Annotated in this window: 18 protein-coding genes and 4 pseudogenes; 13 read left to right on the top strand and 9 right to left on the bottom strand. The window is 69.7% G+C overall.

Features of this window, described 5'->3' with window-relative positions; translation table 11 throughout:
- Nucleotides 1–78: 78 nt before the first annotated feature.
- Together OIC96_RS13475 and OIC96_RS13470 are read right to left on the bottom strand one after the other, a co-directional pair.
- The gene (locus OIC96_RS13475; RefSeq protein ID WP_330307597.1) at nt 79–1,461 is read right to left on the bottom strand and encodes an aspartate aminotransferase family protein; all 1,383 of its coding nucleotides are present in this window, start codon (nt 1,459–1,461) and stop codon (nt 79–81) included.
- Complete coding sequence (locus OIC96_RS13470; RefSeq protein ID WP_327432057.1) at nt 1,446–1,961, bottom strand: Lrp/AsnC family transcriptional regulator; 516 nt, start codon at nt 1,959–1,961, stop codon at nt 1,446–1,448. Before OIC96_RS13470 ends, OIC96_RS13475 begins: the two co-directional genes overlap by 16 nt.
- A 189-nt stretch (nt 1,962–2,150) precedes the next feature.
- On the opposite strand from OIC96_RS13470, the gene OIC96_RS13465 reads away from it, so the two are divergent.
- The gene (locus OIC96_RS13465) at nt 2,151–3,590 is read left to right on the top strand and encodes a gamma-aminobutyraldehyde dehydrogenase (protein WP_330307598.1); all 1,440 of its coding nucleotides are present in this window, start codon (nt 2,151–2,153) and stop codon (nt 3,588–3,590) included.
- A gap of 92 nt (nt 3,591–3,682) precedes the next feature.
- Here the strand turns inward: OIC96_RS13465 and OIC96_RS13460 are convergent, their stop codons facing one another.
- Nucleotides 3,683–4,270 carry a hypothetical protein gene (locus OIC96_RS13460; protein WP_330307599.1) on the bottom strand — a complete coding sequence of 196 codons (588 nt, stop codon included), beginning with the start codon at nt 4,268–4,270 and terminating at the stop codon, nt 3,683–3,685.
- 122 nt (nt 4,271–4,392) lie between these two features.
- Between OIC96_RS13460 and OIC96_RS13455 the strand changes: the two genes are divergently transcribed.
- From OIC96_RS13455 to OIC96_RS49880, 6 genes and pseudogenes are all read left to right on the top strand, one after another.
- On the top strand, nt 4,393–5,049 hold the full coding sequence (locus OIC96_RS13455; RefSeq protein WP_330307600.1) for a response regulator transcription factor: 657 nt from the start codon (nt 4,393–4,395) through the stop codon (nt 5,047–5,049).
- 59 nt (nt 5,050–5,108) lie between these two features.
- On the top strand, nt 5,109–6,299 hold the full coding sequence (locus OIC96_RS13450; RefSeq protein WP_330310302.1) for a sensor histidine kinase: 1,191 nt from the start codon (nt 5,109–5,111) through the stop codon (nt 6,297–6,299).
- A gap of 123 nt (nt 6,300–6,422) precedes the next feature.
- Nucleotides 6,423–7,613 carry an ABC transporter substrate-binding protein gene (locus OIC96_RS13445; protein WP_330307601.1) on the top strand — a complete coding sequence of 397 codons (1,191 nt, stop codon included), beginning with the start codon at nt 6,423–6,425 and terminating at the stop codon, nt 7,611–7,613.
- A 174-nt stretch (nt 7,614–7,787) separates the two neighbouring features.
- Nucleotides 7,788–8,114: pseudogene (locus tag OIC96_RS13440) on the top strand (apiosidase-like domain-containing protein); the annotation flags it as partial.
- A 51-nt stretch (nt 8,115–8,165) separates the two neighbouring features.
- Entirely contained in the window at nt 8,166–8,324 is a 159-nt protein-coding gene (locus tag OIC96_RS13435; protein WP_330307602.1) for a hypothetical protein, read from the top strand.
- Nucleotides 8,325–8,352: 28 nt separating this feature from the next.
- Nucleotides 8,353–8,655: pseudogene (locus OIC96_RS49880) on the top strand (L-arabinose isomerase); the annotation flags it as partial.
- A 65-nt stretch (nt 8,656–8,720) separates the two neighbouring features.
- Here the strand turns inward: OIC96_RS49880 and OIC96_RS13425 are convergent.
- Nucleotides 8,721–9,740, bottom strand: a complete 1,020-nt coding sequence (locus tag OIC96_RS13425) for a LacI family DNA-binding transcriptional regulator (protein ID WP_330307603.1) — start codon at nt 9,738–9,740, stop codon at nt 8,721–8,723.
- Nucleotides 9,741–10,002: 262 nt separating this feature from the next.
- Between OIC96_RS13425 and OIC96_RS13420 the strand changes: the two genes are divergently transcribed.
- From OIC96_RS13420 to OIC96_RS13400, 5 genes are all read left to right on the top strand, one after another.
- The gene (locus tag OIC96_RS13420; RefSeq protein WP_330307604.1) at nt 10,003–11,988 is read left to right on the top strand and encodes a glycoside hydrolase family 127 protein; all 1,986 of its coding nucleotides are present in this window, start codon (nt 10,003–10,005) and stop codon (nt 11,986–11,988) included.
- An 87-nt stretch (nt 11,989–12,075) separates the two neighbouring features.
- Complete coding sequence (locus OIC96_RS13415) at nt 12,076–13,323, top strand: sugar ABC transporter substrate-binding protein (protein WP_330307605.1); 1,248 nt, start codon at nt 12,076–12,078, stop codon at nt 13,321–13,323.
- 117 nt (nt 13,324–13,440) lie between these two features.
- The gene (locus OIC96_RS13410; protein ID WP_330307606.1) at nt 13,441–14,424 is read left to right on the top strand and encodes a carbohydrate ABC transporter permease; all 984 of its coding nucleotides are present in this window, start codon (nt 13,441–13,443) and stop codon (nt 14,422–14,424) included.
- Nucleotides 14,421–15,254 carry a carbohydrate ABC transporter permease gene (locus OIC96_RS13405; RefSeq protein WP_330307607.1) on the top strand — a complete coding sequence of 278 codons (834 nt, stop codon included), beginning with the start codon at nt 14,421–14,423 and terminating at the stop codon, nt 15,252–15,254. The genes OIC96_RS13410 and OIC96_RS13405 overlap by 4 nt, the downstream gene beginning before the upstream one ends.
- A 227-nt stretch (nt 15,255–15,481) precedes the next feature.
- Complete coding sequence (locus OIC96_RS13400; RefSeq protein ID WP_330307608.1) at nt 15,482–17,188, top strand: RICIN domain-containing protein; 1,707 nt, start codon at nt 15,482–15,484, stop codon at nt 17,186–17,188.
- Nucleotides 17,189–17,327: 139 nt separating this feature from the next.
- On the opposite strand, the gene OIC96_RS13395 is transcribed toward OIC96_RS13400, so the two are convergent.
- The 4 genes and pseudogenes from OIC96_RS13395 to OIC96_RS13380 all read right to left on the bottom strand — a co-directional run bounded on the left by OIC96_RS13395 (nt 17,328) and on the right by OIC96_RS13380 (nt 21,908).
- Complete coding sequence (locus OIC96_RS13395; protein ID WP_330307609.1) at nt 17,328–20,111, bottom strand: hypothetical protein; 2,784 nt, start codon at nt 20,109–20,111, stop codon at nt 17,328–17,330.
- A 196-nt stretch (nt 20,112–20,307) separates the two neighbouring features.
- Nucleotides 20,308–20,772 (bottom strand): annotated as a pseudogene (locus OIC96_RS13390) (CE1759 family FMN reductase); the annotation flags it as partial.
- A gap of 249 nt (nt 20,773–21,021) precedes the next feature.
- Nucleotides 21,022–21,507 (bottom strand): annotated as a pseudogene (locus OIC96_RS13385) (bifunctional DNA primase/polymerase); the annotation flags it as partial.
- Nucleotides 21,508–21,782: 275 nt separating this feature from the next.
- The gene (locus OIC96_RS13380; protein ID WP_330307610.1) at nt 21,783–21,908 is read right to left on the bottom strand and encodes a helix-turn-helix domain-containing protein; all 126 of its coding nucleotides are present in this window, start codon (nt 21,906–21,908) and stop codon (nt 21,783–21,785) included.
- An 869-nt stretch (nt 21,909–22,777) separates the two neighbouring features.
- Here OIC96_RS13380 and OIC96_RS13375 point away from each other — a divergent pair.
- Entirely contained in the window at nt 22,778–22,975 is a 198-nt protein-coding gene (locus OIC96_RS13375) for a hypothetical protein (protein ID WP_330307611.1), read from the top strand.
- Nucleotides 22,976–22,996: 21 nt separating this feature from the next.
- Here OIC96_RS13375 and OIC96_RS13370 read toward each other — a convergent pair whose 3' ends face one another.
- Nucleotides 22,997–23,848 carry a helix-turn-helix domain-containing protein gene (locus tag OIC96_RS13370; RefSeq protein WP_330307612.1) on the bottom strand — a complete coding sequence of 284 codons (852 nt, stop codon included), beginning with the start codon at nt 23,846–23,848 and terminating at the stop codon, nt 22,997–22,999.
- Nucleotides 23,849–23,855: the final 7 nt, after the last annotated feature.

The following is a 23,855-nucleotide window of genomic DNA, read 5'->3' as shown; positions in this document are numbered from 1 at the left end:
GCGGCCCCGGGCCGCCGTTTCTCACTCGAACGGACGGCACCGGGGCCGATGTTGATCAGTTGATCAGTTGCGCGGCGTTTACAGCTTCGTCCACGCCTCCGTCAGCACCTGACGGATGATCCCCTCGATCTCGTCGAAGGTCGACTGGTCGGAGATCAGCGGCGGCGACAGCTGGATGACCGGGTCACCGCGGTCGTCGGCGCGGCAGTAGAGGCCGTACTCGAAGAGCTTCTTGGAGACGAAGCCGTAGAGCACGCGCTCCGACTCCTCGTCCGTGAAGGTCTCCTTGGTGGCCTTGTCCTTCACCAGCTCGATGCCGTAGAAGAAGCCGTTGCCGCGGACGTCGCCGACGATCGGCAGGTCGTGCAGCTTCTGCAGGGTCTGCAGGAAGTTCGCCTCGTTGTCCAGCACGTGCTGGTTGAGGCCCTCGCGCTCGAAGATGTCGAGGTTGGTGAGCGCCACGGCCGCGGAGACCGGGTGCCCGCCGAAGGTGTAGCCGTGCAGGAAGGTGTTGTCGCCCTTGTAGAACGGCTCGGCGATGCGGTCCGAGACGATCGTGGCACCGATCGGGGAGTAGCCCGAGGTCATGCCCTTGGCGCAGGTGATGATGTCCGGGATGTAGTCGAACTTGTCACAGGCGAACATCGTGCCGAGGCGGCCGAAGGCGCAGATGACCTCGTCGGAGACGAGCAGCACGTTGTACTGGTCGCAGATCTCGCGCACGCGCTGGAAGTAGCCGGGCGGCGGCGGGAAGCAGCCACCGGCGTTCTGCACCGGCTCCAGGAAGACGGCCGCGACGGTCTCGGGGCCCTCGAAGAGGATCTCCTGCTCGATCTGGTCGGCGGCCCAGCGGCCGAAGGCCTCGGGGTCGTCGCCGTGGATCGGGGCGCGGTAGATGTTGGTGTTCGGGACCTTGTGCGCGCCCGGGACGAGCGGCTCGAAGGGGGCCTTCAGGGCCGGCAGGCCGGTGATGGACAGGGCGCCCTGCGGGGTGCCGTGGTAGGCGACCGCGCGCGAGATGACCTTGTACTTCGTGTGGTTGCCGGTGAGCTTGTGGTACTGCTTCGCCAGCTTCCACGCGGTCTCGACGGCCTCGCCGCCGCCCGTGGAGTAGAACACCTTGTTCAGGTCGCCCGGCGCGTAGTGCGCGAGGCGCTCGGCGAGCTCGATGGCCTTGGGGTGGGCGTAGGACCAGATCGGGAAGAAGGCCAGCTCCTGCGCCTGCTTGAAGGCGGTCTCGGCCAGCTCCACGCGGCCGTGGCCGGCCTGGACCACGAACAGGCCCGCAAGACCGTCGAGGTAGCGCTTGCCCTTGTCGTCGTAGATGTAGGTGCCCTCACCACGGACGATGGTGGGAACGGGCGCGTTCTCGTACGAGGACATGCGGGTGAAGTGCATCCACAGGTGGTCGTACGCGGTCTTGCTGAGGTCCTTGGTGCTCACGGCTATCGGGTTCCCCACATGTAGGTCTGCTTCTTGAGCTTCAGGTAGACGAAGCTCTCGGTGGAGCGCACGCCGGGCAGGGCCCGGATGCGTTTGTTGATGACGTCCAGCAGGTGGTCGTCGTCCTCGCAGACGACTTCTACGAGGAGGTCGAACGAGCCCGCGGTCATCACCACGTACTCGACTTCCGACATGGCAGTCAGTGCTTCGGCCACCGGGTCGAGGTCGCCCTCGACATTGATGCCCACCATCGCCTGCCTGCGGAATCCCACGGTGAGCGGGTCCGTGACGGCGACGATCTGCATCACGCCCTGATCGAGCAGCTTCTGGACGCGCTGGCGCACGGCCGCCTCGGAAAGGCCGACGGCCTTGCCTATGGCGGCGTACGGGCGGCGTCCGTCCTGTTGGAGCTGCTCGATGATGGCGAGGGAGACGGCGTCCAGCTGGGGACTGCCGTTCCTGGACTCGCGGGAGTCCCTGGGGTCTGCGCTTCGACTGGCCACGAGCTCACTGTGCACGACGTCTCGACAGTTCCGCAAGGCCGTAGCGATGAAATTCGTTGTTTACGGGTACGTGTCTTGCGGATTTCGCAGTTCTGAGGCGACCAGGGGTGTTGAAAACGTGGAGCCACGGATTAGGGTGGGACCCTCAGGCATCTCAGGTAGTGGACACCTGAGTCGTTGGACATCCGACAGGAGGGCCGGGCAGTGAGCACCGAGCTGCGTCGTCTGCGCAATTACATCGACGGAGAGTTCCGCGATGCCGCCGATGGACGGACCACGGAGGTGGTCAACCCCGCGACCGGCGAGGCGTACGCGACCGCGCCGCTCTCCGGCCAGGCGGACGTCGACGCCGCGATGGCGGCCGCCGCCGAGGCCTTCCCGGCCTGGCGCGACCAGACCCCGTCCGAGCGCCAGAAGGCCCTCCTGAAGATCGCGGACGCGTTCGAGGAGCGGGCCGAGGAGCTCATCGCGGCCGAGGTGGAGAACACCGGCAAGCCGATCGGGCTGACCCGGTCCGAGGAAATCCCGCCGATGGTGGACCAGATCCGCTTCTTCGCCGGCGCCGCCCGCATGCTCGAGGGCCGCTCGGCCGGCGAGTACATGGAGGGCATGACCTCGATCATCCGCCGCGAGCCGATCGGCGTCTGCGCCCAGGTCGCGCCGTGGAACTACCCGATGATGATGGCGGTGTGGAAGTTCGCCCCCGCGCTCGCCGCAGGCAACACGGTCGTCCTGAAGCCGTCGGACACCACCCCGGCCTCCACCGTCCTGATCGCCGACATCATCGGAGGCATCCTCCCCAAGGGCGTCTTCAACGTCATCACCGGCGACCGCGACACCGGCCGCCTGATGGTCGAGCACCCGACCCCGGCGATGGCCTCCATCACCGGTTCCGTGCGCGCGGGCATCTCGGTCGCCGAGTCGGCGTCCAAGGACGTCAAGCGCGTCCACCTGGAGCTGGGCGGCAAGGCTCCGGTCGTCGTCTTCGAGGACACCGACATCGCCAAGGCCGTCGAGGACATCTCGGTCGCGGGCTTCTTCAACGCGGGCCAGGACTGTACGGCCGCCACGCGCGTCCTCGTCCAGGAAGGCATCCACGACGAGTTCGTGGCCGCGCTCGCCAAGGCCGCCGCCGAGACGAAGACGGGCCAGCCGGACGACGAGGACGTCCTGTACGGGCCCCTCAACAACCCGAACCAGCTCAAGCAGGTCGCCGGCTTCATCGAGCGGCTGCCCGCCCACGCGAAGGTCGAGTCCGGTGGCCACCAGGTCGGCGAGAAGGGCTACTTCTACGCCCCGACCGTCGTCTCGGGCCTCAAGCAGGACGACGAGATCATCCAGAACGAGGTCTTCGGCCCGGTCATCACCGTCCAGTCCTTCTCGGACGAGGCCCAGGCCATCGAGTGGGCCAACGGCGTCGACTACGCCCTCGCCTCCTCGGTCTGGACGAAGGACCACGGCCGCGCGATGCGCCTGTCGAAGTCCCTCGACTTCGGCTGCGTGTGGATCAACACCCACATCCCGCTGGTCGCCGAGATGCCGCACGGCGGCTTCAAGAAGTCCGGCTACGGCAAGGACCTGTCGGCGTACGGCTTCGAGGACTACACCCGCATCAAGCACGTGATGACGTCGCTGGACAGCTGATCACCGCATGAACCGCGCGGCCCCGGACGGGAGTTGATCCCGTCCGGGGCCGCGGTGTTCCCCCCTCCGGGGTGGTCAGGCGTTGTCGACGCTCATGCCTTCTCGGTGACGCTGCTGAGCGAGGGGAGGTCCGGCTCGTCGGAGCCGCCCTGCTCCGTGTGCAGGCCGGGGGCGCCCTTCTCCTTGTGCAGGTACGGCGGCTTCTTGCCGGGCTCGGGCAGCGGCGGCAGACCGGGTTCCGCCGGGAAGGTGATGCCGGCCTTCTTCAGGATCGGCGCGCAGCTGACCAGGGCGTTCCGGTAGCTCTTGGCCGCCGGATCGAAGCTCTCGTCGCCCTTCAGCCTCACCAGAAGGCGTACGGCGCCGTCCTCGTCCTTCGCGGCGTGGAAGTCGGGGAAGGTCTCCTGGCCCTGCTCGCGCATGCACGCGGCGAAGTCGCCGTTCGCCGTGTTGACGTCGTCGGGGGCGTTCGAGGTCGGCGTGTACGCGACCGCGACCGCGAACCCCGCGCCCTTGGGCGGCTTTGTGCCCTTGGGGGCCTGGGAACCCGCGGACACGGTGGGCGTGGTCGACGTGTCGGACGCCGAGGCCGCGGACGCGCTGACCGTGCCGAGCGTGGCGGCGGTGATCAAGGCACAGGCCAGGGCGAGGCGTCGAGGCCGGGTGGCCAGAGCGGGCATGGGGTTCCTCCTGGTGGTGGGGCAGCCGTGCTGACGTACTCCACCCAAGCCCCGAGGCGGTTACGGCACGGGAACGGCGACGCTTATCGTCGTGTAACCGCCCGGCCGCCACACTGACCGGCATGCGTGTGCTGGTGGTCGAGGACCACGAAGAGCTCGCCGAGACCCTGGCCGCCGGGCTGCGCCGGGAGGGCATGGCGGTCGACCTCGCCCTGGACGGTCCGACCGCCCTGGAGCGCGCCGAGATCAATGGCTACGACGTCGTCGTACTCGACCGCGATCTGCCCGGGATCCACGGCGACCAGGTGTGCCGGACGCTGGCCGGTGGCGGCAGTCGGGCGCGGGTGCTGATGCTGACCGCGTCCGGGACGGTCGCCGACCGGGTCGCGGGGCTCGGGCTCGGCGCCGACGACTATCTCCCAAAGCCGTTCGCGTTCGCCGAACTCGTCGCACGCATACGGGCGTTGGCACGACGCGCGCAGCCCGCGCTGCCTCCTGTCCTGGTCCGGGGAGAGCTACGCCTCGACCCGGCGCGACGACAGGCGACCCGCAGCGGTTCGGGGCTCGCCCTCAGCCCGAAGGAGTTCGCCGTACTGGAACTCCTCCTCGGCGCACAGGGCGCCGTCGTCTCCACCGAGGAACTCCTGGAGCGCGCCTGGGACGAGGCGGCCGATCCCTTCAGCCAGACCGTGAAGGTGACGGTGAGCCGGCTGCGCCGCAAGCTGGGGGAGCCGCCGCTGATCGAGACGGTGGACCGGGCGGGGTATCGGATCCGATGACACGTCAATGGGCCATCGGGCGTGGGCTGTTGACGTCACCGACGGTCAGGCGGTTGCCGGTGCCGCGCGGCCCGCGCAGCATCCGCCGGCGGCTCACACTCCTCTACAGCGCGCTGTTCATGGTGGCCGGGGCGGCGCTGCTCGGCTTCACCTATCTCCTGGCGTCGAAGTCCGAGCCGTCGACGACCATCAGCTCGTTCGAGGGGCCGGGACTGCCGGGCGGTGCGGGCCGGGCGAGCCCCGATCCGCCGACGCTCACGATGTACGCCGAGGCCCTGCGCGCCGACCAGCTGCACCAGCTGCTGATCGAGGAGGGCATCGCGCTGGCCGTGATGACGGTCGCGGCGGTGGCCCTCGGCTGGCTGATGGCCGGACGGGTCCTCGCGCCGCTGCGCACGATGACCGCCGTCGCCCGGCGCATCTCCGCCGAGAATCTCGGGCAGCGCCTCGCGGTGTCCGGACCCGACGACGAGCTCAAGGCCATGGCGGACACCTTCGACGACGTACTGGCCCGGCTGGAGGGCGCGTTCGAGGCGCAGAAGCAGTTCGTCGCCAACGCCTCGCACGAACTGCGCACCCCGCTCACCCTCCAGCAGACGATCGTGGACGTCGCGCTCGCCGACCCCGACGCCTCCGTGGCCACCCTGCGGGCCGCGTGTCTGCGGGTGCGGGCCGCGGGGCAGGAGCAGGAACGGCTCATCGACGCGCTGCTGACGCTGGCGCGCAGCCAACAGGGGCTTCAGCGGCGGGAGTTCATGGACCTGGCAGAGATCGTTCGGGAGCTGTTGCCGGAGCACGACGGCGGACCGCGCGTGGACGCCGAGCTCAACTCCGCGGCCGTGCTCGGGGATCCGCAGCTGATCGAGCGGCTGGTGGTCAACCTCGCGGACAACGCCGTGCGGCACAACCACCCTGAGTGGGAGGGGAGTTGGGTCAGTCTGTGGACCGGGACGGACCGCGGGCAGCCCGTCCTGCGGATCGCCAACAGCGGTCGCGTCATCCCGCCCGACCAGGTGGCCGGGCTCTTCCAGCCGTTCCGCCGCCTGGGCGCCGAACGCGTCCGGGGGCAAGGGCGCGACGGCCTGGGCCTGGGCCTGTCCATCGTCGCCGCGGTCGCCGCCGCGCACGGCGGTTCGGTCGCGGCCCGGCCACGCCCCGAAGGAGGACTGAGCGTGACGGTCACCCTGCCGGCGACAGGGACGCGGGCCGACCGGGACGCACCGGCCGCCATGGCGCCCCATACGAGTTGATCAGCCCTATGTGTGACCTGACCAGCCCGATGACCAACTGATCGACAGGGTGTCGGGTCGTGGGGCCACCGCTCGACGCAGCGTCCATTGTCCGTCCAGGGCCGGGCGCGGGATGCTGCCCGCGTGCCAGTGCATCGGAAGACCTCGTCCCTGTCCCGCCGGTCCCTGCTGCGCGCCCTCGGTGGTGGTGCCGCGCTCGGCGCCCTGGCGGGATGCGGGGTGCCCGCCGCGTATGTGTCACCCGGGGACCGGGCCGGGGCCGACCTCTCCGCCGGCGACAAGCGGCTGACGTGGGCGAACTGGCCGTTGTACATCGACACCGACGACAACGACCCCTCGAAGCGGCCCACGCTGGAGGCCTTCGAGAAGCGCACCGGGATCTCCGTCGACTATGTCGAGGAGATCAACGACAACGACGAGTTCTTCGGCAAGATCAGCCCGTCCCTGATGAACCACCAGCAGACGGGCCGCGATCTGATCGTCATCAGTGACTGGATGTGCGCACGCTTCGTGCGCCTCGGCTGGGTGCAGGAGATGGACCGGGCCAAGCAGCCGAACGTCACCAAGTACCTCGACCCGCTGCTCCGCTCACCCGCCTTCGACCCCGGCCGCAAGTCCAGCGTGCCGTGGCAGTCGGGGATCACCGGCATCGCGTACAACCGCCGCAAGGTCGGCCGCGAGATCAAGCACGTCTCCGACCTGTGGGCCGACGACCTCAAGGGCCGGGTCACCCTGCTCTCCGGCCTGGACGAGGCGTTCGCGCTGCTCATGCAGGGCAACGGCGTCGACGTCACCAAGTGGACCGCGGACGACTTCCACAAGATCTGCGACCAGGTCGAGCAGCACGTGCACAGCGGCCAGATCCGGCGCTTCACGGGCAACGACTACATCAAGGACCTCTCCAGCGGCGACGTCCTGGCCTGTCAGGCGTACTCCGGTGACGTGATCCAGCTCCAGGCCGACAACCCCGACATCCACTTCGTCGTCCCCGAGGAGGGCGCCGAGCTGTGGGCCGAGTCGCTGATGATCCCCAACCTGGCCCGCCACAAGGCCAACGCGGAGAAGCTCATCGACTACTACTACGAGCCCGAGGTCGCCGCCGAGCTCGCCGCCTGGGTCAACTACGTCTGCCCGGTCCCCGCAGCCCAGGACATCCTCGCCTCCTCCAAGGACAAGGACACCGCCGCCCTCGCCGAGGACCCGCTGATCTTCCCCGACGCCGGGATGCGCAAGCGGCTGGCGATCGCCCGCGACATCACGTCCGGCGAGCGTACGGAGTTCGCCAAGCGGTGGAACGCGATCGCGGGGCTTTAGGGGACGCGTGGCCCCGGTCGGCCCCAACGCGGCAGTTCGCCGTGCGCCAGTGTGTCCGGGTGCGGTTCATCAACATCGTGGGTACGCACGGGTGTACGACGATCTCGCGTCAATGCCATGCGACGATCGCGAGCGGCATGAGGCCCGCACGAGCCGCGACACCCGAAGGGCACGGCCAACGGCGAGCCGTCCCGCGAGAAGCCCGCGCGGAGGGGCGAGCCAGGCCGGGCCGAGGGCTGGTGGCAGGGCCATGAGGCGTGGCTGAACCTGTGTGCGGGCGGCACGATGGGCGTCGTCCACGGCGCCTCGGGCATCTGGCAGTGGCGGCTGCACGGGAACGAGGGCGACCACGACGACTTTTTGCTCGCCCCGGGCTGCGGCTGGCGCGAGGCGCTGGAGTTCGACGGCTCCCGGTACGTGGGTCTCGTCGGATCCTGGACGGCCTGCCGAGCACCGACATGGGACCGAACTGGGAACTCGGCCTGGCCCACCGCGGCCTGACGACCGATCCGCCCGTCCGTACATCGCCTACCGCGAACACGGCGGCTCCACGTGGCTCCACCCCCCCATGTCGCCCCCGTCCCGCACGCCTACCGGGTCGTCGATCCGCAGACCGGCGAGACCGTCGCCGAGGGCCGCTGGGAGGACGGCAAGCCCTTGATCCCGGACCCGGGCGGCGCCCCTCGCGTCCACATCTGCTTCGAGGGCTGAGCGCCAGGGATGAGCAAAGGATTTCGCGGCCGACCGCCCCAGCTGCGAAATCCACTCCCTCTCCATCGGCGACCGCGAGGACCCCGTCCGCCTGGTCTTCGACGCCGCCCCGGGCCCCGCCGTGGTCGTCGGCCTCTCGGACCTCGGCGACCGCTTCCGCCTCACCGCCAACGCGGTGGACGTGGTCGCTCCCGGCCGGCGATCGATGCCGGCCGGAACGTTCACCGCCGGTCGGCCGCGTCCGGTTCGCCGGCCTGACCCCAGGCCGGTGAGCCGGACCTCGACCGTCCCGAGGCCCTCATCGAGTGCGACCGGCGCAGGCCACCGGACACCGGCGCAGGCCACCGGACACCGGCTCAGGTCACCGGACACCGGCTCAGGTCACCGGAAACCGGCTCAGGTCGATTCGCGGACGACGAGGCGGCATGGAACGGTGTGCAGGCCCGGCTCCGGCTCGGAGCCGATGGCGTCCAGCAGGCGCAGGGCGGCCTGACGGCCGATCTCGGAGAGATCCGTGTCGATCGTGGTGAGGGGCGGGCGGCAGGCCAGGGCCATGATGTCCCAGTTGTCATAGCCCACGATCGCCACCCTGCCGGGGACGTCCAGCCCCTTCTCGCGCAGCGCGTCGGCCACGCCCCTGGCGATCTGGTCGTTGCCGCAGAAGAAGGCATCCGTGTCGGGCGCGGTCCGCAGGACAGCTTCGGCGGCGCGGCGGCCCCAGGCCTCGCTCCACTCGCCGAAGTGGACCCGGCCGGTGGCGAGCTCCAGCGAGGAGCGTTCGAGCAGCTCGACGGTGTGGCGGGCGCGGTCGCGGGCGGCGGCGTGGTGGGCCGGGCCGGTGACGTGCGCGATCCGGGTGCGGCCGGTCGCCAGCAGGTGCTCGATGGCCAGCTGCGCTCCGCTCCGGTCGTCGGAGACCACGGAGATGTCGTCCGGGTCCGTGGACGGCGAGAGCGCGTAGACCGTCGGGATCGGTTCTATCCCCTTGAGCGGCGGCCGTGGGTCGGTGCGCCGGCCGGTCACGATGATGCCGTCCACCCGTCGGTCCATGAGGTTGCTCAGGTGGTGCTGCTCGCGGATGACGTCACCGCGGGTGTCGCACAGCAGGACAGAGATCTTCCCGGCGCCGAGCGCGTCCTCGGCGCCGAGCAGGACGGGAGTGCTGAAGCGGCCGATGCCGTCGGTCGTCATCAGCCCGACGGTCCAGCTGCGGCCGGTGTGCAGGCTCTGCGCATGCTGGTTGGGGCGGAAGTCGAGCGCCTCCACGGCGGTCAGGACCCGCTGCCGTGTCTCTGGCCGCATCCTGCCGCTGCCGTTCAGCGCTTTCGAGGCCGTCCCGACACTGACGCCGGCCAGCTTGGCAACGTCGGCGAGCTTTGCCCGCCCGGTGGGGGGAGAACCTGGAACGGCGGTCACGCGCAATCCTTTTCCTGGATGACATCGGCGACATACATCCTGACACCGTTCACGACTGCTGGCCAGCCCCGACGGTGGCCCTCGAAATACTCGTGCACACCCCTTGACGCACGCTCTCCGCCTTTCTACGTTTCCAGTTAGAAAAACGTTTGCTCAAGCGGGTCCGAGAGGCGAAGCACCGCCTGTCCGAATCCTGGGACGCCGCGCTCCCTCCATGCGCCGGATCCTCGGTCCGCTTTCCCCTCTAACTCTCCGGAGAGCCATGCCCCGCCCACGTTCCGTCGTGCCCTCCTCCACGTCCTCGGCCTCGTCCGAGCAGGGAAGCACCCCCATGGGCCCGGTCCGTCAGGGCCCGGGTGCCAAGGCCGAGCTCGCCCCGGCCACCGTCGAGGTGCGTGGCGGTTTCTGGGAAACCCGCCGTGAGGTGAACGCGCGTACCTCGATCCCGCAGGGCCCCGGGTTGCTGGAGTCCGCGGGGAACCTGCGGAATCTGCGGGTGGTGGCGGGGACGGCCGAGGGCGAGTTCCAGGGCGCGTACCCGTTCGTGGACTCGGACGTCTACAAGTGGCTGGAGGCCGCGTCCTGGCAACTCGCCCAACAGGCGCCCGAGGATGACAGCCCGCTCGCGGCCGACGTGGAGCGCATCGTCTCCCTCGTCGCCGGGGCACAGCAGCCCGACGGCTACCTGAACACCTGGTTCCAGCTGCTCAAGGGCGGCGAGCGCTACCGGGACCTGCGCTGGGGCCACGAGCTGTACTGCGCGGGCCATCTCATCCAGGCCGCCGTCGCCCACCACCGGGCCACCGGACGCGACGAACTCCTCGACGTGGCCGTGAAGTTCGCCGACCACATCGACTCGGTCTTCGGCCTGCCCGGCAGCGGCAAGCCCATCGACGGCGTCGACGGCCATCCGGAGGTCGAGACCGCCCTGGTCGAGCTGTACCGGGAGACCGGGGAGCGCCGCTACCTGGACCTCGCCGGCTACTTCGTCGACCGCTTCGGCCACGGCCTGCTGGGCGGCGAGGCGTACTGCCAGGACCGCGTACCGCTGCGCGAGGCGACCACCGTCGAGGGCCACGCCGTACGCCAGCTGTACCTGCTGGCCGCCGCGGCCGACCTGGCCACCGAGACCGGCGAGGCCGGACTTCGCACGGCCGCGGAACGCCTGTGGGCGGCGATGACCACCAGCAAGACCCACATCACCGGCGGGCTCGGCGCCCACCACGACGAGGAGGACTTCGGCGATCCGTACGAGCTGCCGAACGAGCGCGCCTACTGCGAGACCTGCGCCGCCATCGCCTCGATCCAGTGGAGCTGGCGCATGGCCCTGCTCACCGGCGAGGCCCGCTACTCCGACCTGATCGAGCGCACCCTGTACAACGGCTTCCTGGCCGGCGTATCGCTCGACGGCGAGCGCTGGCTGTACGTCAACCCGCTCCAGGTCCGTGACGGCCACACCGACACCGGCGGTGACCAGTCCGCTCGCCGCACCCGCTGGTTCCGCTGTGCCTGCTGCCCGCCGAACGTGATGCGGCTGCTGGCCTCGCTGGAGCACTACCTCGCCTCGCACGACGCCGGCGGACTGCAGATCCACCAGTACGTCACCGGGCGCTACACCGGCGACCTCGGCGGGACCCCGGTCGTGGTGAGCGCCGAGACCGACTACCCCTGGCACGGCACGATCGCCCTGACCGTCGAGGAGACCCCGGCCGACCGACCCTGGACCCTCTCGCTGCGCATCCCTCAGTGGTGCGGCGCGTACCGGGTCCGCTCCGGGGACACGGTGTACGACCAGACCGACGCGCCCGTCACCGACGGCTGGCTGCGGCTGGAGCGCACCTGGGCGCCCGGCGACCGGGTCGTCCTCGAACTCGGCCTGGAGCCCCGTCTCACCGCCGCGGATCCGCGCGTGGACGCCGTACGCGGCTGCGTGGCGATCGAGCGCGGACCGCTCGTGTACTGCCTGGAAGAAGCCGATCACCCCGGCGGCGGCCTGGACGACATGGTGCTCGACACCGGCGGCCCGCTCGCCGTGAAGCACCGCCCCGACCTGCTCGGCGGCGTCACCACCGTCGTGGCCGCCGGGCACCGCCGGCACATCGCCGACGCGGGCTGGTGGCCGTACCGGACCGCCGGCACCGCCGACGCCCCACCGGCTGACGCGCCCCTCGAACTGACCGCGATCCCCTACTACGCGTGGGCCAACCGTCAGGACGGCAGCATGCGCGTCTGGCTTCCCACTTCCTGAGCCCCCTCATCCCCCTCATCCCTCTCATCTCCCTCTTCCTTCTCTCCTACCGCTCCCCATGAGCTGCCCAAGACAACGAGGTCACCCGTGAGAAACTCCCGCCGCACCTTGATCGCCGCGATCGCCACCCTCGGCGCGCTCACCTCCGTCGCCGCCTGCGGCGGCGGTTCCGACTCCTCCGCCTCCGGATCCGGCGACGCCGGCGGGACGTACACCTTCTGGGACCCGTACCCGCAGTTCGACGCGTCCTCGCCGTGGGGCAAGCTCGTCACCAAGTGCGGCACCGACGCCGGGGTCAAGATCAAGCGCACCGGCATGGACACCTCGGACCTGGGCAACAAGGCGCTGCTCGCCGCGCAGCAGGGCAACGCGCCCGACGTGATGCTCGTGGACAACCCGGTCGTGTCCACGATGGTGGAAGCGGGGATCCTCAACAAGACGAGCGACCTCGGCCTGGACACGAAGTCGATCCAGCAGAACATCCTCGGCGCGGGCACCATCGACGGCTCCTCCTACGGCGTGCCGATCGGCGCCAACACGCTCGCCCTGTACTACAACAAGAAGGTCCTCTCCGCCGCGGGCGTCGACCCGGCCTCGATCAAGGACTGGAACTCGCTGACTGCGGCCCTGAAGAAGGTGAAGGGCGCCGGCAAGAAGGGCATCACCTTCTCCGCGATCAACACGGAGGAGGGCAGCTTCCAGTTCCTGCCCTGGTTCTGGGGCGCCGGTGGTGACCTGACCAAGCTCAACTCGGCGAAGGGCGTGGCCGCGCTGACCCTGTGGAAGCAGTGGGTCGACGCCGGGTACGCGCCCAAGGACGTCCTGCAGAACACCCAGACCACCAGCTGGCAGGAGTTCGCCACCGGCGACTACGCGTTCAGCGAGAACGGCACCTGGCAGCTCGGCAACGCGGCGAAGGCCGGATTCGAGTACGGCGTCATCAGCATCCCGGGGCAGAGCGGCGGTTCGGCACCGGTGCCGACCGGCGGCGAGTTCGTCACCGTCCCGGTGCAGAAGGACACCTCGCGCTACGACGTGACCAAGAAGATCGTCACCTGTCTGACCAGCTCCGCCAACCTGCTGTCCACGGACACGACGCTGGCGTATGTGGCCCCGACCGCGGCGGTGCAGGCCGAGCAGGTCAAGGCGAACCCCGAGCTCAAGCCGTGGGTCGACGCGGTGGCCGCGGCACGCGGCCGCACCAGCGGCGGCCTGGGCACCAAGTACCCGACCATCTCCCAGCCCATGTGGACCGCCGTCCAGGGCGCCCTGTCCGGCAGCAAGAGCCCGCAGGCCGCCCTGGATACCGCGCAGACGGCCGCGGGCAAGAACTGAGACGCCCGACGCGCTCGCGGCACGCGCCTGGGCCCTGTCTCCGGCACCCGCACGTCACTCGCAACCGCCCGGACACCGCCACCGCCCCGGGCAGGCCACCCCCATCCAGGAGTTCGCATGACCACCGCCCGCGTCGACCGCCGCTCACAGCGGTCCCCGGTCAGGTCCGGGGCGACCGGCACCGTCGACCGGACGGACGCCCCGGCTCTCCGGCGCCGCCAGCGCCGGAAGAGCCGGCTGACCGCCCTGGCGTTCCTCGCGCCGCTGGCCGTCTATCTCGCCGCGTTCTACGTCTATCCCCTCTACCGCAACCTCGACCTGAGCCTGCGCGACTACACCGTCCGCTCGTTCGTGGCGGGTGACGCGCCGTTCTCCGGGCTGGACAACTTCAGGACCGTCTTCGACGATCCCACGTTCGGCCCGGCACTACGCCACACCATGATCTTCACCTTCGTGTCGATCGCGTTCCAGTACGTTGCCGGGCTCGCCCTCGCCGTGTTCTTCAACCGTCACTTCCGGCTGGCCGGCACCCTCAGAGCGCTGTTCCTGATCCCGTGGCTGCTGCCGCTGATCGTGTCGGCGTCGACCTGGTCGTGGATGTTCAACAGTGAGTCCGGTGTCCTCAACTACGCCCTCCACCTGGTGGGCGTGGCTCCGGTCGACTGGCTCACCTCGCCCGACTGGGCGCTGACCTCGGTGATCATCGCGAACGTCTGGATCGGCATCCCGTTCAACCTGGTCATCCTCTACAGCGGGCTGCAGAACATCCCCGGCGAGCTGTACGAGGCCGCGTCGCTGGACGGTGCGAGCGCCTGGCAGCAGTTCCGGCGGATCACCTTCCCGCTGCTGCGCCCGGTCTCGGCGATCACCCTGCTGCTCGGGCTCGTCTACACCCTCAAGGTGTTCGACCTGATCTGGATCATGACCAAGGGCGGCCCCGGCGACTCCTCGTCCACCCTGGCGACCTGGTCCTACCAACTCGGGTTCGGCACGCTGCTGCCCAAGTTCGGCCCCGGGGCCGCCGTCGGCAACATCCTCATCCTCATCGCCCTCGCCTTCGGGCTGCTGTACATCCGCGTCCAGAGGAGGCAGCAAGCATGACCGCCGCCCACAGCCCCGCCCGGCGCTCGCGCCTCTACACCGTCGTAGGCGTCCTGCTCACCGCCGTCATGCTGTTCCCGGTGTACTGGATGCTCAACGTGTCCCTCACCCCGCAGCAGGACATGCGCAAGAGCCCGCCCGACCTGCTGCCCCTGCATCCCACCTTCGAGGGCTACCGCGCCGTTCTGAACGACCAGATGCCCTACCTCGGCACCAGCCTGCTCATCGGCCTCGGCACGGTCGCCCTCACCCTCGTCCTCGCCGCGCCGGCCGGCTTCGCGCTGGCCAAACTGCGGCCCCGCGGCGGCGGCCTCCTCGGTCTCGTCCTGCTGGTCGCCCAGATGATCCCCGGGATCGTCATGGCGATGGGCTTCTACGGCATCTTCCTGGACCTCGGTCTGCTCAACTCCTGGTGGGGCCTGATCATCGCCGACTCCACCATCGCCGTGCCGTTCGGCGTCATGATCTTCACCGCGTTCATGTCGGGCATCCCCGGCGAGCTGATCGCCGCGTCCCGCATCGACGGCGCCGGCACCTTCCGTACCTTCTGGTCGATCGTCCTGCCGGTCAGCCGCAACGCGCTCGTCACCGTCTCCCTCTTCAGCTTCCTGTGGGCCTGGTCCGACTTCGTCTTCGCCAACACCCTTGACGGCGGCGGCGACTGGCGCCCCATCACCCTCGGCATCTACCACTACATCGGCAACAACAACCAGGAATGGAACGCGATCATGGCCACCGCCGTCGTCGCGTCCCTGCCCGCAGCGGTCCTGCTCGTCCTCGCCCAGCGGTACGTGGCCGCGGGCGTCACCGCGGGCGCGGTCAAAGACTGATCCACGATGCCTGCCGCCCCCGGCCCGCCGGCCGGGCGGGGCCGAGCTCCGCCCTGCCCGTCACGAGAGTCCGAGTCCCCACGCAACCGGTCGGCCCGATCCGCGCCGCCCACCCGCACATCGCGCCACCGACAGTCCCCTTCCCACCCTCAGGAGAGCCGCTGATGTCATACCTGAGCCCCCGTCACCGTTACAGAGTCCCTCACGGCCGGGCCACCGCCGCCGCCGTGGCCACGGCCCTGGCCGCCACCGCTGTCGTCCTGACGGGCGCATCCGCCCAGGCCGCCCCGACCTCGTCGACCACGCTGGTCGTCAACGCCGCGCAGAATCTGCGGTCCGTCACCCACGTCGGCACGGGCAGCCTCTACGGTCTGGCCAACGCGAGCACCCCCTCCGACAGCCTCGTACAGCCCCTGAAGCCCAATACCTTCATCCAGATGGCGCCGGGCGGCAGCCAGCTCCCCAACGGCGAGCCCGCTCCGGCGGGCGACTCCCTCGTCGTCGCCTCCAAGGCCGCAAGCGCAGGCGCCAAGGTCGTCGTACGGATGCCGGACTGGTATCCGAACTTCCCCTACAAGTGGGTGAGCTGGAGCGACTGGCTGTCGGCGGTCGACAAGCAGGTCGCCTCGGTGCAGTCCTCCAGCGCCACGAACATCAGCGCGTACGCGCTGTGGAACGAGCCCGACTGGACCTGGGACACCACCAACGCGGGTGCTTTCAACGCGGGTTGGGCGCGCACCTTCAAGGAGGTGCGGACCAAGGACACCACGACGCCGATCCAGGGGCCGAGCTACTCGGCGTGGAACCAGTCCTGGATGAGCTCGTTCCTCACCGACGCCAAGGCGAGCGGCACGGTTCCCGACGTCATCGCCTGGCACGAACTCCAGGGCAGCGCGGACATCGCCGCTCACGTCTCCGCCTATCGCTCCCTGGAGTCCAGTCTCGGCATCAGCCCGCGCCCCATCGATATCGAGGAGTACGGCACCCCCGACGAGATGGGCAACTCCGGAGCCCTCATCGGATATGCCGCCAAGTTCGAACGGACCGGGGTGCGCGACGCCGAACTCGCCTTCTGGAACCACTACGGCACCCTTGGCGACACCCTGACCGACACCGGCGGCTCGCCCAACGGCTCGTACTGGACGTACAAGTGGTACGGCGACATGTCCGGAAACATGGTCGTCACCACACCTCCCGCACAGACCGGCATCGATGGCCTCGCCTCCCGCAACGGCGCGGGCAACCAGATCAGCGTCGTCGCCGGCGGCTGCACCGGATCCTGCGCCATCACGGTCAACGGCCTGAGCTCTCTGTCGGCCTTCGGCAGCACGGTCCACGTCAAGCTGGAGTACTCGCCCAACACCGGCCGCACCACCGCCTCTTCCGGCCCGATCACCATCTCCGACACCGACTACACCGTCAGTGGCGGTTCCATCACCGTGCCCGTCACGATGAACGCCTCCGACGGCTACCACCTGGTCGTCACCCCCAGCGGTACCTCGACGTCGCTGGCCGGGCGCTACCAGATCACCAACAAGAACAGCGGGCTCGCCCTCGACACCGTGAACGCGGGCACTGCTCAGGGCACCTCGGTCGTCCAGGCCACGTCCACCACCGGCACCGACCAGAACTGGACCCTGGTGGCCGCGGGATCAGGCCTGTACAAGATCGTCAACGAGAAGAGCGGATTGCTGCTCGGCATCAACAACATGAGCACCAGCGATGGCGGTACGGCCCTGATCTGGGGTGACAACGGCACCGCCGACCATCTCTGGCAGGCCATACCGGCCCGTGACGGCTACTACAAGATCGCCAACTACAACAGCGGTCTGCTGCTGGGCGTCGACAGCATGAGCACGTCGTCGGGTGCCCAGGTCCTCCAGTGGTCCGACAATGGCACCGCCGACCACCTGTGGAAACTCACCTCTCGCTGAGGCAACCACCAACGGCCCCGCGCCCGCCGCCCATGGAGGGCGCGGGGCCGCTGTCGGGATCCGGGTGACGCCGTGAATACGTAGGGGGCACGGACCACCCAGTCCATGCCCCCTGTCCATGCCCCCTGTGCAGGCCGGTTTACGGCGCGTCGACCACCGTGCCCGTCAGTGCCGGGTGGCCGGGAAGCGGCTCGGCGTCGTCGCCGGTCAGGGCGAGGCGTACCGATTCGGCCGGCTCGGCCAGCTGGTCCTTCACCGTCGGCACGGTGAAGTCGGCGGTGGTGGCCCCGGCCGGGACGCTCGTCCACACCCACAGGTTCGCCTGGGAGAGCGCGCGCTCCGGGTCGGGGCCGTCACCGGCGTAGTTCATCAGCCACTGCGGGTCCACGTCCTTGGTGGACAGCTCGGCGCCCTCGGTGACCGGAAGCACCCCGAGCGGCTGACTGATCTCCACGTCGGCGGGCTCGGAGAGGGAGATCCGCCACGCCAGCGTCCCGCCCTCGGTGACCCGGTCCGTGACCGGCGTCAGGGTGACCGAGGGCTCGGGGTCGTCGTTCACCGCGGTGACCCCGCCCTGGGAGGAGCCGATGACGGCGCCGTGCACGGCCTTCGCGAGGAGGTCGTGCTGCTTGTCGTAGCCGAAGCGCGTGTTGCCCTTCACCACGACCGGTACGTCGATGGCGTTGCCGCCGGGTCGTACGGTGACCAGCTTGTCCTTGGCCTGTCCGGTGTCCGGGTCGAGGACGGAGAAGCGGACCTTGCCGCTGCCGTGCCCGGAGACCTGGACCGGGATGTGGTAGGTGCGGGTGCCCGAGTTGCCCTCCTTGACCGTGAGACGGCCGATGTCGACGCGCGGCAGCGCCGCCGCCCTGACCGCCGGGGTACCGGGGGCCCAGCCCCAGGCGTCCATCAGCCAGGCCTTTCCGGACCCTGAACGCGGGGTCAGTTCAAGGGACTTGACGTGCTTCAGGTCGAGTCCGGCGCTGGTGGCCGCGGTCAGCGGGACGCGCAGTTCACGCGCCCAGTAGGAGGCGGTGCGCTCGGTGCCCGGGAGACCGTCGATCCGGACCTGGCCGAGCTTGGCCCGGCGGCCGGAGGTGTCGGTGACGGCGACGTCCAGCTTGGTGCCGGTCGTGTTCGGCGGCACGAACACACGCAGCGCGAGGTTCTTGGCGCCGGAGAGGGACACCGGAGCGGCGGGGCGGACCTTGGTCGCCGTGCCCGGCGCCGACCACTTCAGCGCGACCGCGCTGCGGCCGGCCTCCTTCTCCGTCTGCCACCACGCGAAGTGCGGCGACGACCCCTTGGTGCCGGGGCGCAGGCAGGCCACGGCCGGGTCGGGGTCGATCGCCGAACAGAGCCTGCCGCCGGTCACCTTCACCGGTCCGTCGTCGGGCACGAACCCGGCCGTACGGCGGGCGCCGACCGCGTGGGTCAGCACACGGGCCGGGTCGGCCGACGGGGCCCGCCTGCCGGAGCCGTCCAGCAGCGGACGTACCCGGTCGTCACCACCGACGAACAACCGTGCCGCGGCGGCGATGTAGGTGGCGCCCGCCTGGTGCTGCTGGTCGGCGGTCAGCCGGGTGCGGGTGCCCGTGGAGCACACCGGGTCGGGCCGCTGTTCCGGGTCGTCCCAGAAGTCGTCGAAGGAGGGCGCCTTGGACTTGCCCGGCGTCCACTCGGTGTTGAAGAAGTTGTGGTTGGCGCCGACCACGTAGACGGCGCTGTGCAGGGCGGTGCCCCGGCTGATCCCGCGCGTCCCGTCGACGTACACCTCGCCCTGGAGGTCGGAGACGTCACCGTCGCAGCCCGGCAGGATCGTCGTGGACGGCACGTCGGCGACCGGATTCTGGCCGAAGATCGTCGGTCCGATGAGGACGGTCCCGCGGATCTTCCAGCGCACCGGGCCGCGGTAACCGTCCTGCGCGGCGGGCGGCGGGTAGAGGCTGTCCATGGCGGCCCGGTTGACGCCCTCGCCGCCACGCGAGTGGCCCACGAGCAGGACGCGGGACAGGTCGGCCTTCGCCGCGTCGGGCACGGCCGCCGGGGCGGTGCCCGGGTGGGCGGCCCAGCCGGCCCACTGGGCGAGGTGCTGCCGCACGAGCGAGGAGCGCGCCTGCGCACCGCCGTCCTCGACGTCCCCGTCCTGGCCGTTGATGCCGTTCGCGGAGATCGACACCGTCACATAGCCCTGGGAGGCCAGCAGTTTCTGGTCCTTCAGGTAGCCCTGGTAGCTCGGGATCGACTTCGTGCCGGCCGGGCAGGGCCACTGCCCGGTCACGTCGTCCTCCGACCCGCCCGGCTTGAAGCAGGTGGTGTGGCGGCCGTGCAGGAACAGCGCGAGCGGCCGCTTGCCCGTGGCGCCGGTGGGCGCGACCACGACGGCCCGCATCTCGACCGGCTGGGCGAAGCCGGGCAGCTTCACCGGGTCGAGGTCGTACTCGCCGGTGGCCGTGCGGTACGAGCCCGGCTTGCCCGGGTCCACGGAGTTCGCCGGGAGTTGGGCCGGCGGCTGTGCGGCCGCCAGGGAGTTCTTCCGTCCCTTGCCGGTGTTGTTGTCGGCGGGCGCGTCCAACCGGCGCCCGCCCGCCAGGACTTGAAGGTCCTTGAGCGGGGTGGCTTCGTCGAGGGCGAGCCGGAACGTACGGCCGTCCTTGGATGCCGTCGGCGCGCCGAGCAGCCGGCCGTCCGCGTGGAACTCGACACGGGCGTCGCCCATGGGCACGGCCCTGTCCGACCGCCAGACCAGCTCACGCGCGACGCCCGCCCCGGTGACGCGCCAGCCCGGCGGCAGCGCGCCGTCCGCGTTCGCCGTCAACGGCTTTGCCTGGGACGGCTGTTGGGCCTGGGCCAGTCCCGGTGAACCCGCCAGGGCCGCGAGTACGGCCACGGCGGTGACACCTATTCGCCGGGTACGGTTCAAGGGTCCCCCTCCTCACACTTCGAGCGCGGGCGCCCCGTCGGTACCGGGAGCCCCTCACGCCTCGAAGGAAGGGAAACGGGACCTGTGGGTTGCCTGTGCCGGGGGAGTGGGCCCGCACAGGACAAGAATCGGGTCACCGGGGACTGGACCCGCCGATGTCACAGCAGGGCCTGGACCTTGCCGGGGTCGGGCGGCGTCATGCGGGGCGCAGTGCGTTCAATTGCTGTTCGAACGGTACGACAGCGGTGTCGTCGGTAGCTCGGGTGACAGCGCCCCTGCGATGGCGCATGAGCCCGGCCAGTTCGGCGGCCGCGCGCGTGATCCGGTGGGCCGTGTGTCGGTGAGGGGGTCGCCACTGCCGCCCCAGTCCTCCGAGGCGGCGTAGACGGCGGAGGGTACGACGACCGCGCGCAGGTAGGCGAGGAGCGGCCGCAGCGCGTGCTCCAGGGCGAGCGAGTGCCGTGCCGCCGGTCGCCGCGGCCAGCACGGCCTTGCCCGTGAGGGCGTCGTTGTCGATGATGTCGAAGAACGACTTGAAGAGCCCGCTGTACGAGGCCGAGAAGACCGGGGTGACGGCGATCAGACCGTCCGCCGAGGTGACCGCCTCCACGGCTTCCGCCAGAGAGGGCGAGGGGAAGCCGGTGACCAGGTTGTTGGTGATGACGAACTCAGCGGCGTTGTTGTTACCTCGCTCGGGGTCGTCACCCGGCTTGACGGCCGCGCCCAACCACCCGCGCACGGCGGCCCACGAGTCGGTGTTGAGCACCGGCCCGCTCTTGCCATTGGCCTTGATGATCTGGTCTGCCTGCGAGTCACGTCGGCGTGTGTCCTCCACCGCCTTACGCTGCCTCGCCAACTCCAGGACCCACCCATCAACGGGCGTGCGCTTGAGCAGGTCGCCGGACTCCACGCGGTACACGTTGACGGTCTTCGACCCGGGCACCATCACGTAGTGACCGGCTCCGCGCTTGAAGTCGACGTGCGTCCCAAGCTCGTCGGCATAGACCGAGGTGTCCTCGATGCCCTCAGGCAGTTCGTAGACGTGCTGAAGGCCGCCGCGCCCGGTTCTGATGACCAGCGTCGGTGACAGCTCGCCGTACTCCGCCTCCAGCCGGGTCATGGTGTCGGCACTGGTCTTGCCGTCGTTGGTGTCGATATCCACTACGCCGAGGCCGTCAAGTCGCCACCCGAAGTTGATCCGGTCGCCGGTCTTGTCGAACCACTCCATCAGCTCGGCCGGGTCTTTGGTCGCGTCCTTCAACCCGTTGGGGGCCAGCTCGAAGTTCGGGTGCTTGCCGCTGCGGCAAGGCTCGCCGGTCTTCCTGTCAGGCCGCCCACAGGTGCACAGGTCGCCACCGTTCACGACGTAGCAAGGCAGGATCGGGTGTCCGGCCATCGTCAGCCTGATGGCGCTCGCCAGCACGCCCCGGGTGTCGTCGTAGGTACCGCTGGACGGTACTTGTGGGGCGTCCAAGTCCTGGGCTTTCCTGGAGGTGAGACGGGAAATCTCGTGACGACCCTCGGCCTGGTCCGCCGGGGGCCGCTCCATGTCGGTGGTCACTCAGCCTCACCGCCGCTGCCCTGGTCCTTGGGCTGACGGGAACCGAACAGCAACCTCAACAGGCGTCGCCGCTCCGGCCTCGGTCATGGGTCGTGCGTCGCGCATGTCCATCAGGCCGACACCGCCTCGGAGTCGGCGCGGGTCATGAAATCGTCCATGGAAGCGCCGAGGGCGTCAGCGATGGCGGCCAACGTGACGAGCGACGGGGCGAAGTGGCGGTTCTCGTAGCCGCTCACGTTGGGTGTTGGTACGGCCGATCTGGCGGGCAAGCCGCCGCTGGCCGATGCCGCGCTCAGTGTGGATTCGCCGCAACGCGGCAGGGCTGAACTCGAAGGCAGACACGGGGGTTCCTCATCGGGAACGTTCGCACCTCGATGGGCGACAGGTAAGGCCCCGCCCTGTCGGCGGTCCGAACCCCGCAAGCTACCGCATGTGCTGCGAACCTTGCCCCGGCTGTCCCCCGCTCCCCGGTGTCAATCACCCGCTGAAGCGGGGGCCGGACGGCTACGAGCCTGCTGTGATACCAGGACACCATGCAGGTTCTGCCGCACACAAGCACTGTCGGGCTTGCGGTTGTAACAAGCCCAATGACCCTGTCGGAGGCCTTCCCGAGCACTCACGAGTCGTGACCGATCTCAACACGGGAGGTCGGCCGGCGCATACCTGGGGCCTCAACATGACTCCGGCCGTCCGGTGGTCCGGCCTGCGGGTGCGGGCATATATCGTCCCGGCCTCCCGTGGGGTCTCCGGCGGCCTGGAGCCCGCGCCCGGGGCGCCGCCGTACCCGCCAGCACGAGGCCCCCGGGAGGTACTCCCGTATCGTTGGGCTCTCTAACCCGCCAACAGGCCCCGGTGCCGGTAGACTTGCACCACTTTCTACTGCACGCAGCGAGCCTGGGCCCGACGCTCCAGGTCAGGGACAAGCATGTCCCGAGTCCGCACGCGTTGCGAGCCCTAAAGGGAGACGCGGGTAACCAGTGGCCCTGACCAGGCCAACCCCAATGAGCCCCAACGTCGGTGGGCCTCGGCAAGACCACACGTGTGTCACGTGGTGGTCGGGCTGAGGTCTGACACCCGGTCCGATCACCGGAAAGGTATTCGGACCGTGAATCTCTCCCTCGGCATCAAGATGCTGGTCGTCGTCATCTGCACCTTGCTATCCATCATCATCGGCATCGTGGCGGGCCTGCTCATGCACCCCCCTGCCGCCCCCAAGGCTCCGGCTGTTCTTTTTGGCGGCGGTGTCTTCGGGGGTTCGCTGACACTGTGTCTGCTCGTGATGAGTTCGCTCGGGGTGCTGTGACCCCGCGCGCCCACAGCGTCCTCAACTCGGTTTCAGGGCACGCCTAGCCGCGTTGATGACGTTGTGGGCGTCGGCCCCGTACACGGCCGACTCGCGCAAGGTGCGCCAGACCTTCGAGTACAAGGCGATGTTGTCGGCGTCGTCCAACCACAGTTCGGCGTGCCAGTCCTCGGCGACCACCAGGCGGTCATCAAGGACCCAGAAGCCGTTTGCGGGCACGATTTTGACGGAGGCCGTGAACGGGATGATGCCAAGGTCGACCGTGTCCATCCCGACCATGCCCGTGAGGCGGTCGAGCTGAGCGGCCAGCACCGAGGGCGGGCAGATCAGCGACCGCAACGCAGCTTCCCACATCAGCACGTGCAGCTTGCGACCCGACCGGTACAGCCACTCCTGCCGCTGCGCCCGGGAACGCACGGCGGCCTCAATGTCGTTGGCTCCGCCCAGCAGCTCCGAATACCGCTGGATGACGTGGCGCGCGTACTCGGGGGTCTGCATCAGTCCGGCGATGACCGACTCTTCCCAGACCCACATTTCCGAGGTGCGGTCGATCTCCGCGCTCAACCCTTCGTGCAGCGGCTTGAAGCCGTTCGCCAGGGCTCGACGCCATGACCTGATGTGGGACTCGAACCCGGCCAGCCGGGCGGCAAGCTCGGGGTACGCGCCCGCCTGCTCGGTCGCGTCGGCCCACGCCCTCAGGTCCTCGGGGGTGGCGGTCTGCCTGCCATTCTCCAGCTTGCTGACCTTGGAACCTGGCCAGCCGAGCCGCTGGGCGAGCTGCTGACCGGTGAGCCGACCACCAGGGCACGTGAACCGCAGTTCGCGCAGCCGTGTCCCCAAGGCCGCCCGTGCCTGTTGATAGTCAGTGCTCACCGGTCAC

The sequence above is a fragment of the Streptomyces sp. NBC_00775 genome, assembly GCF_036347135.1.
Classification (GTDB): domain Bacteria; phylum Actinomycetota; class Actinomycetes; order Streptomycetales; family Streptomycetaceae; genus Streptomyces; species Streptomyces lutosisoli.
This window is presented reverse-complemented; position numbering and strand designations above follow the sequence as displayed.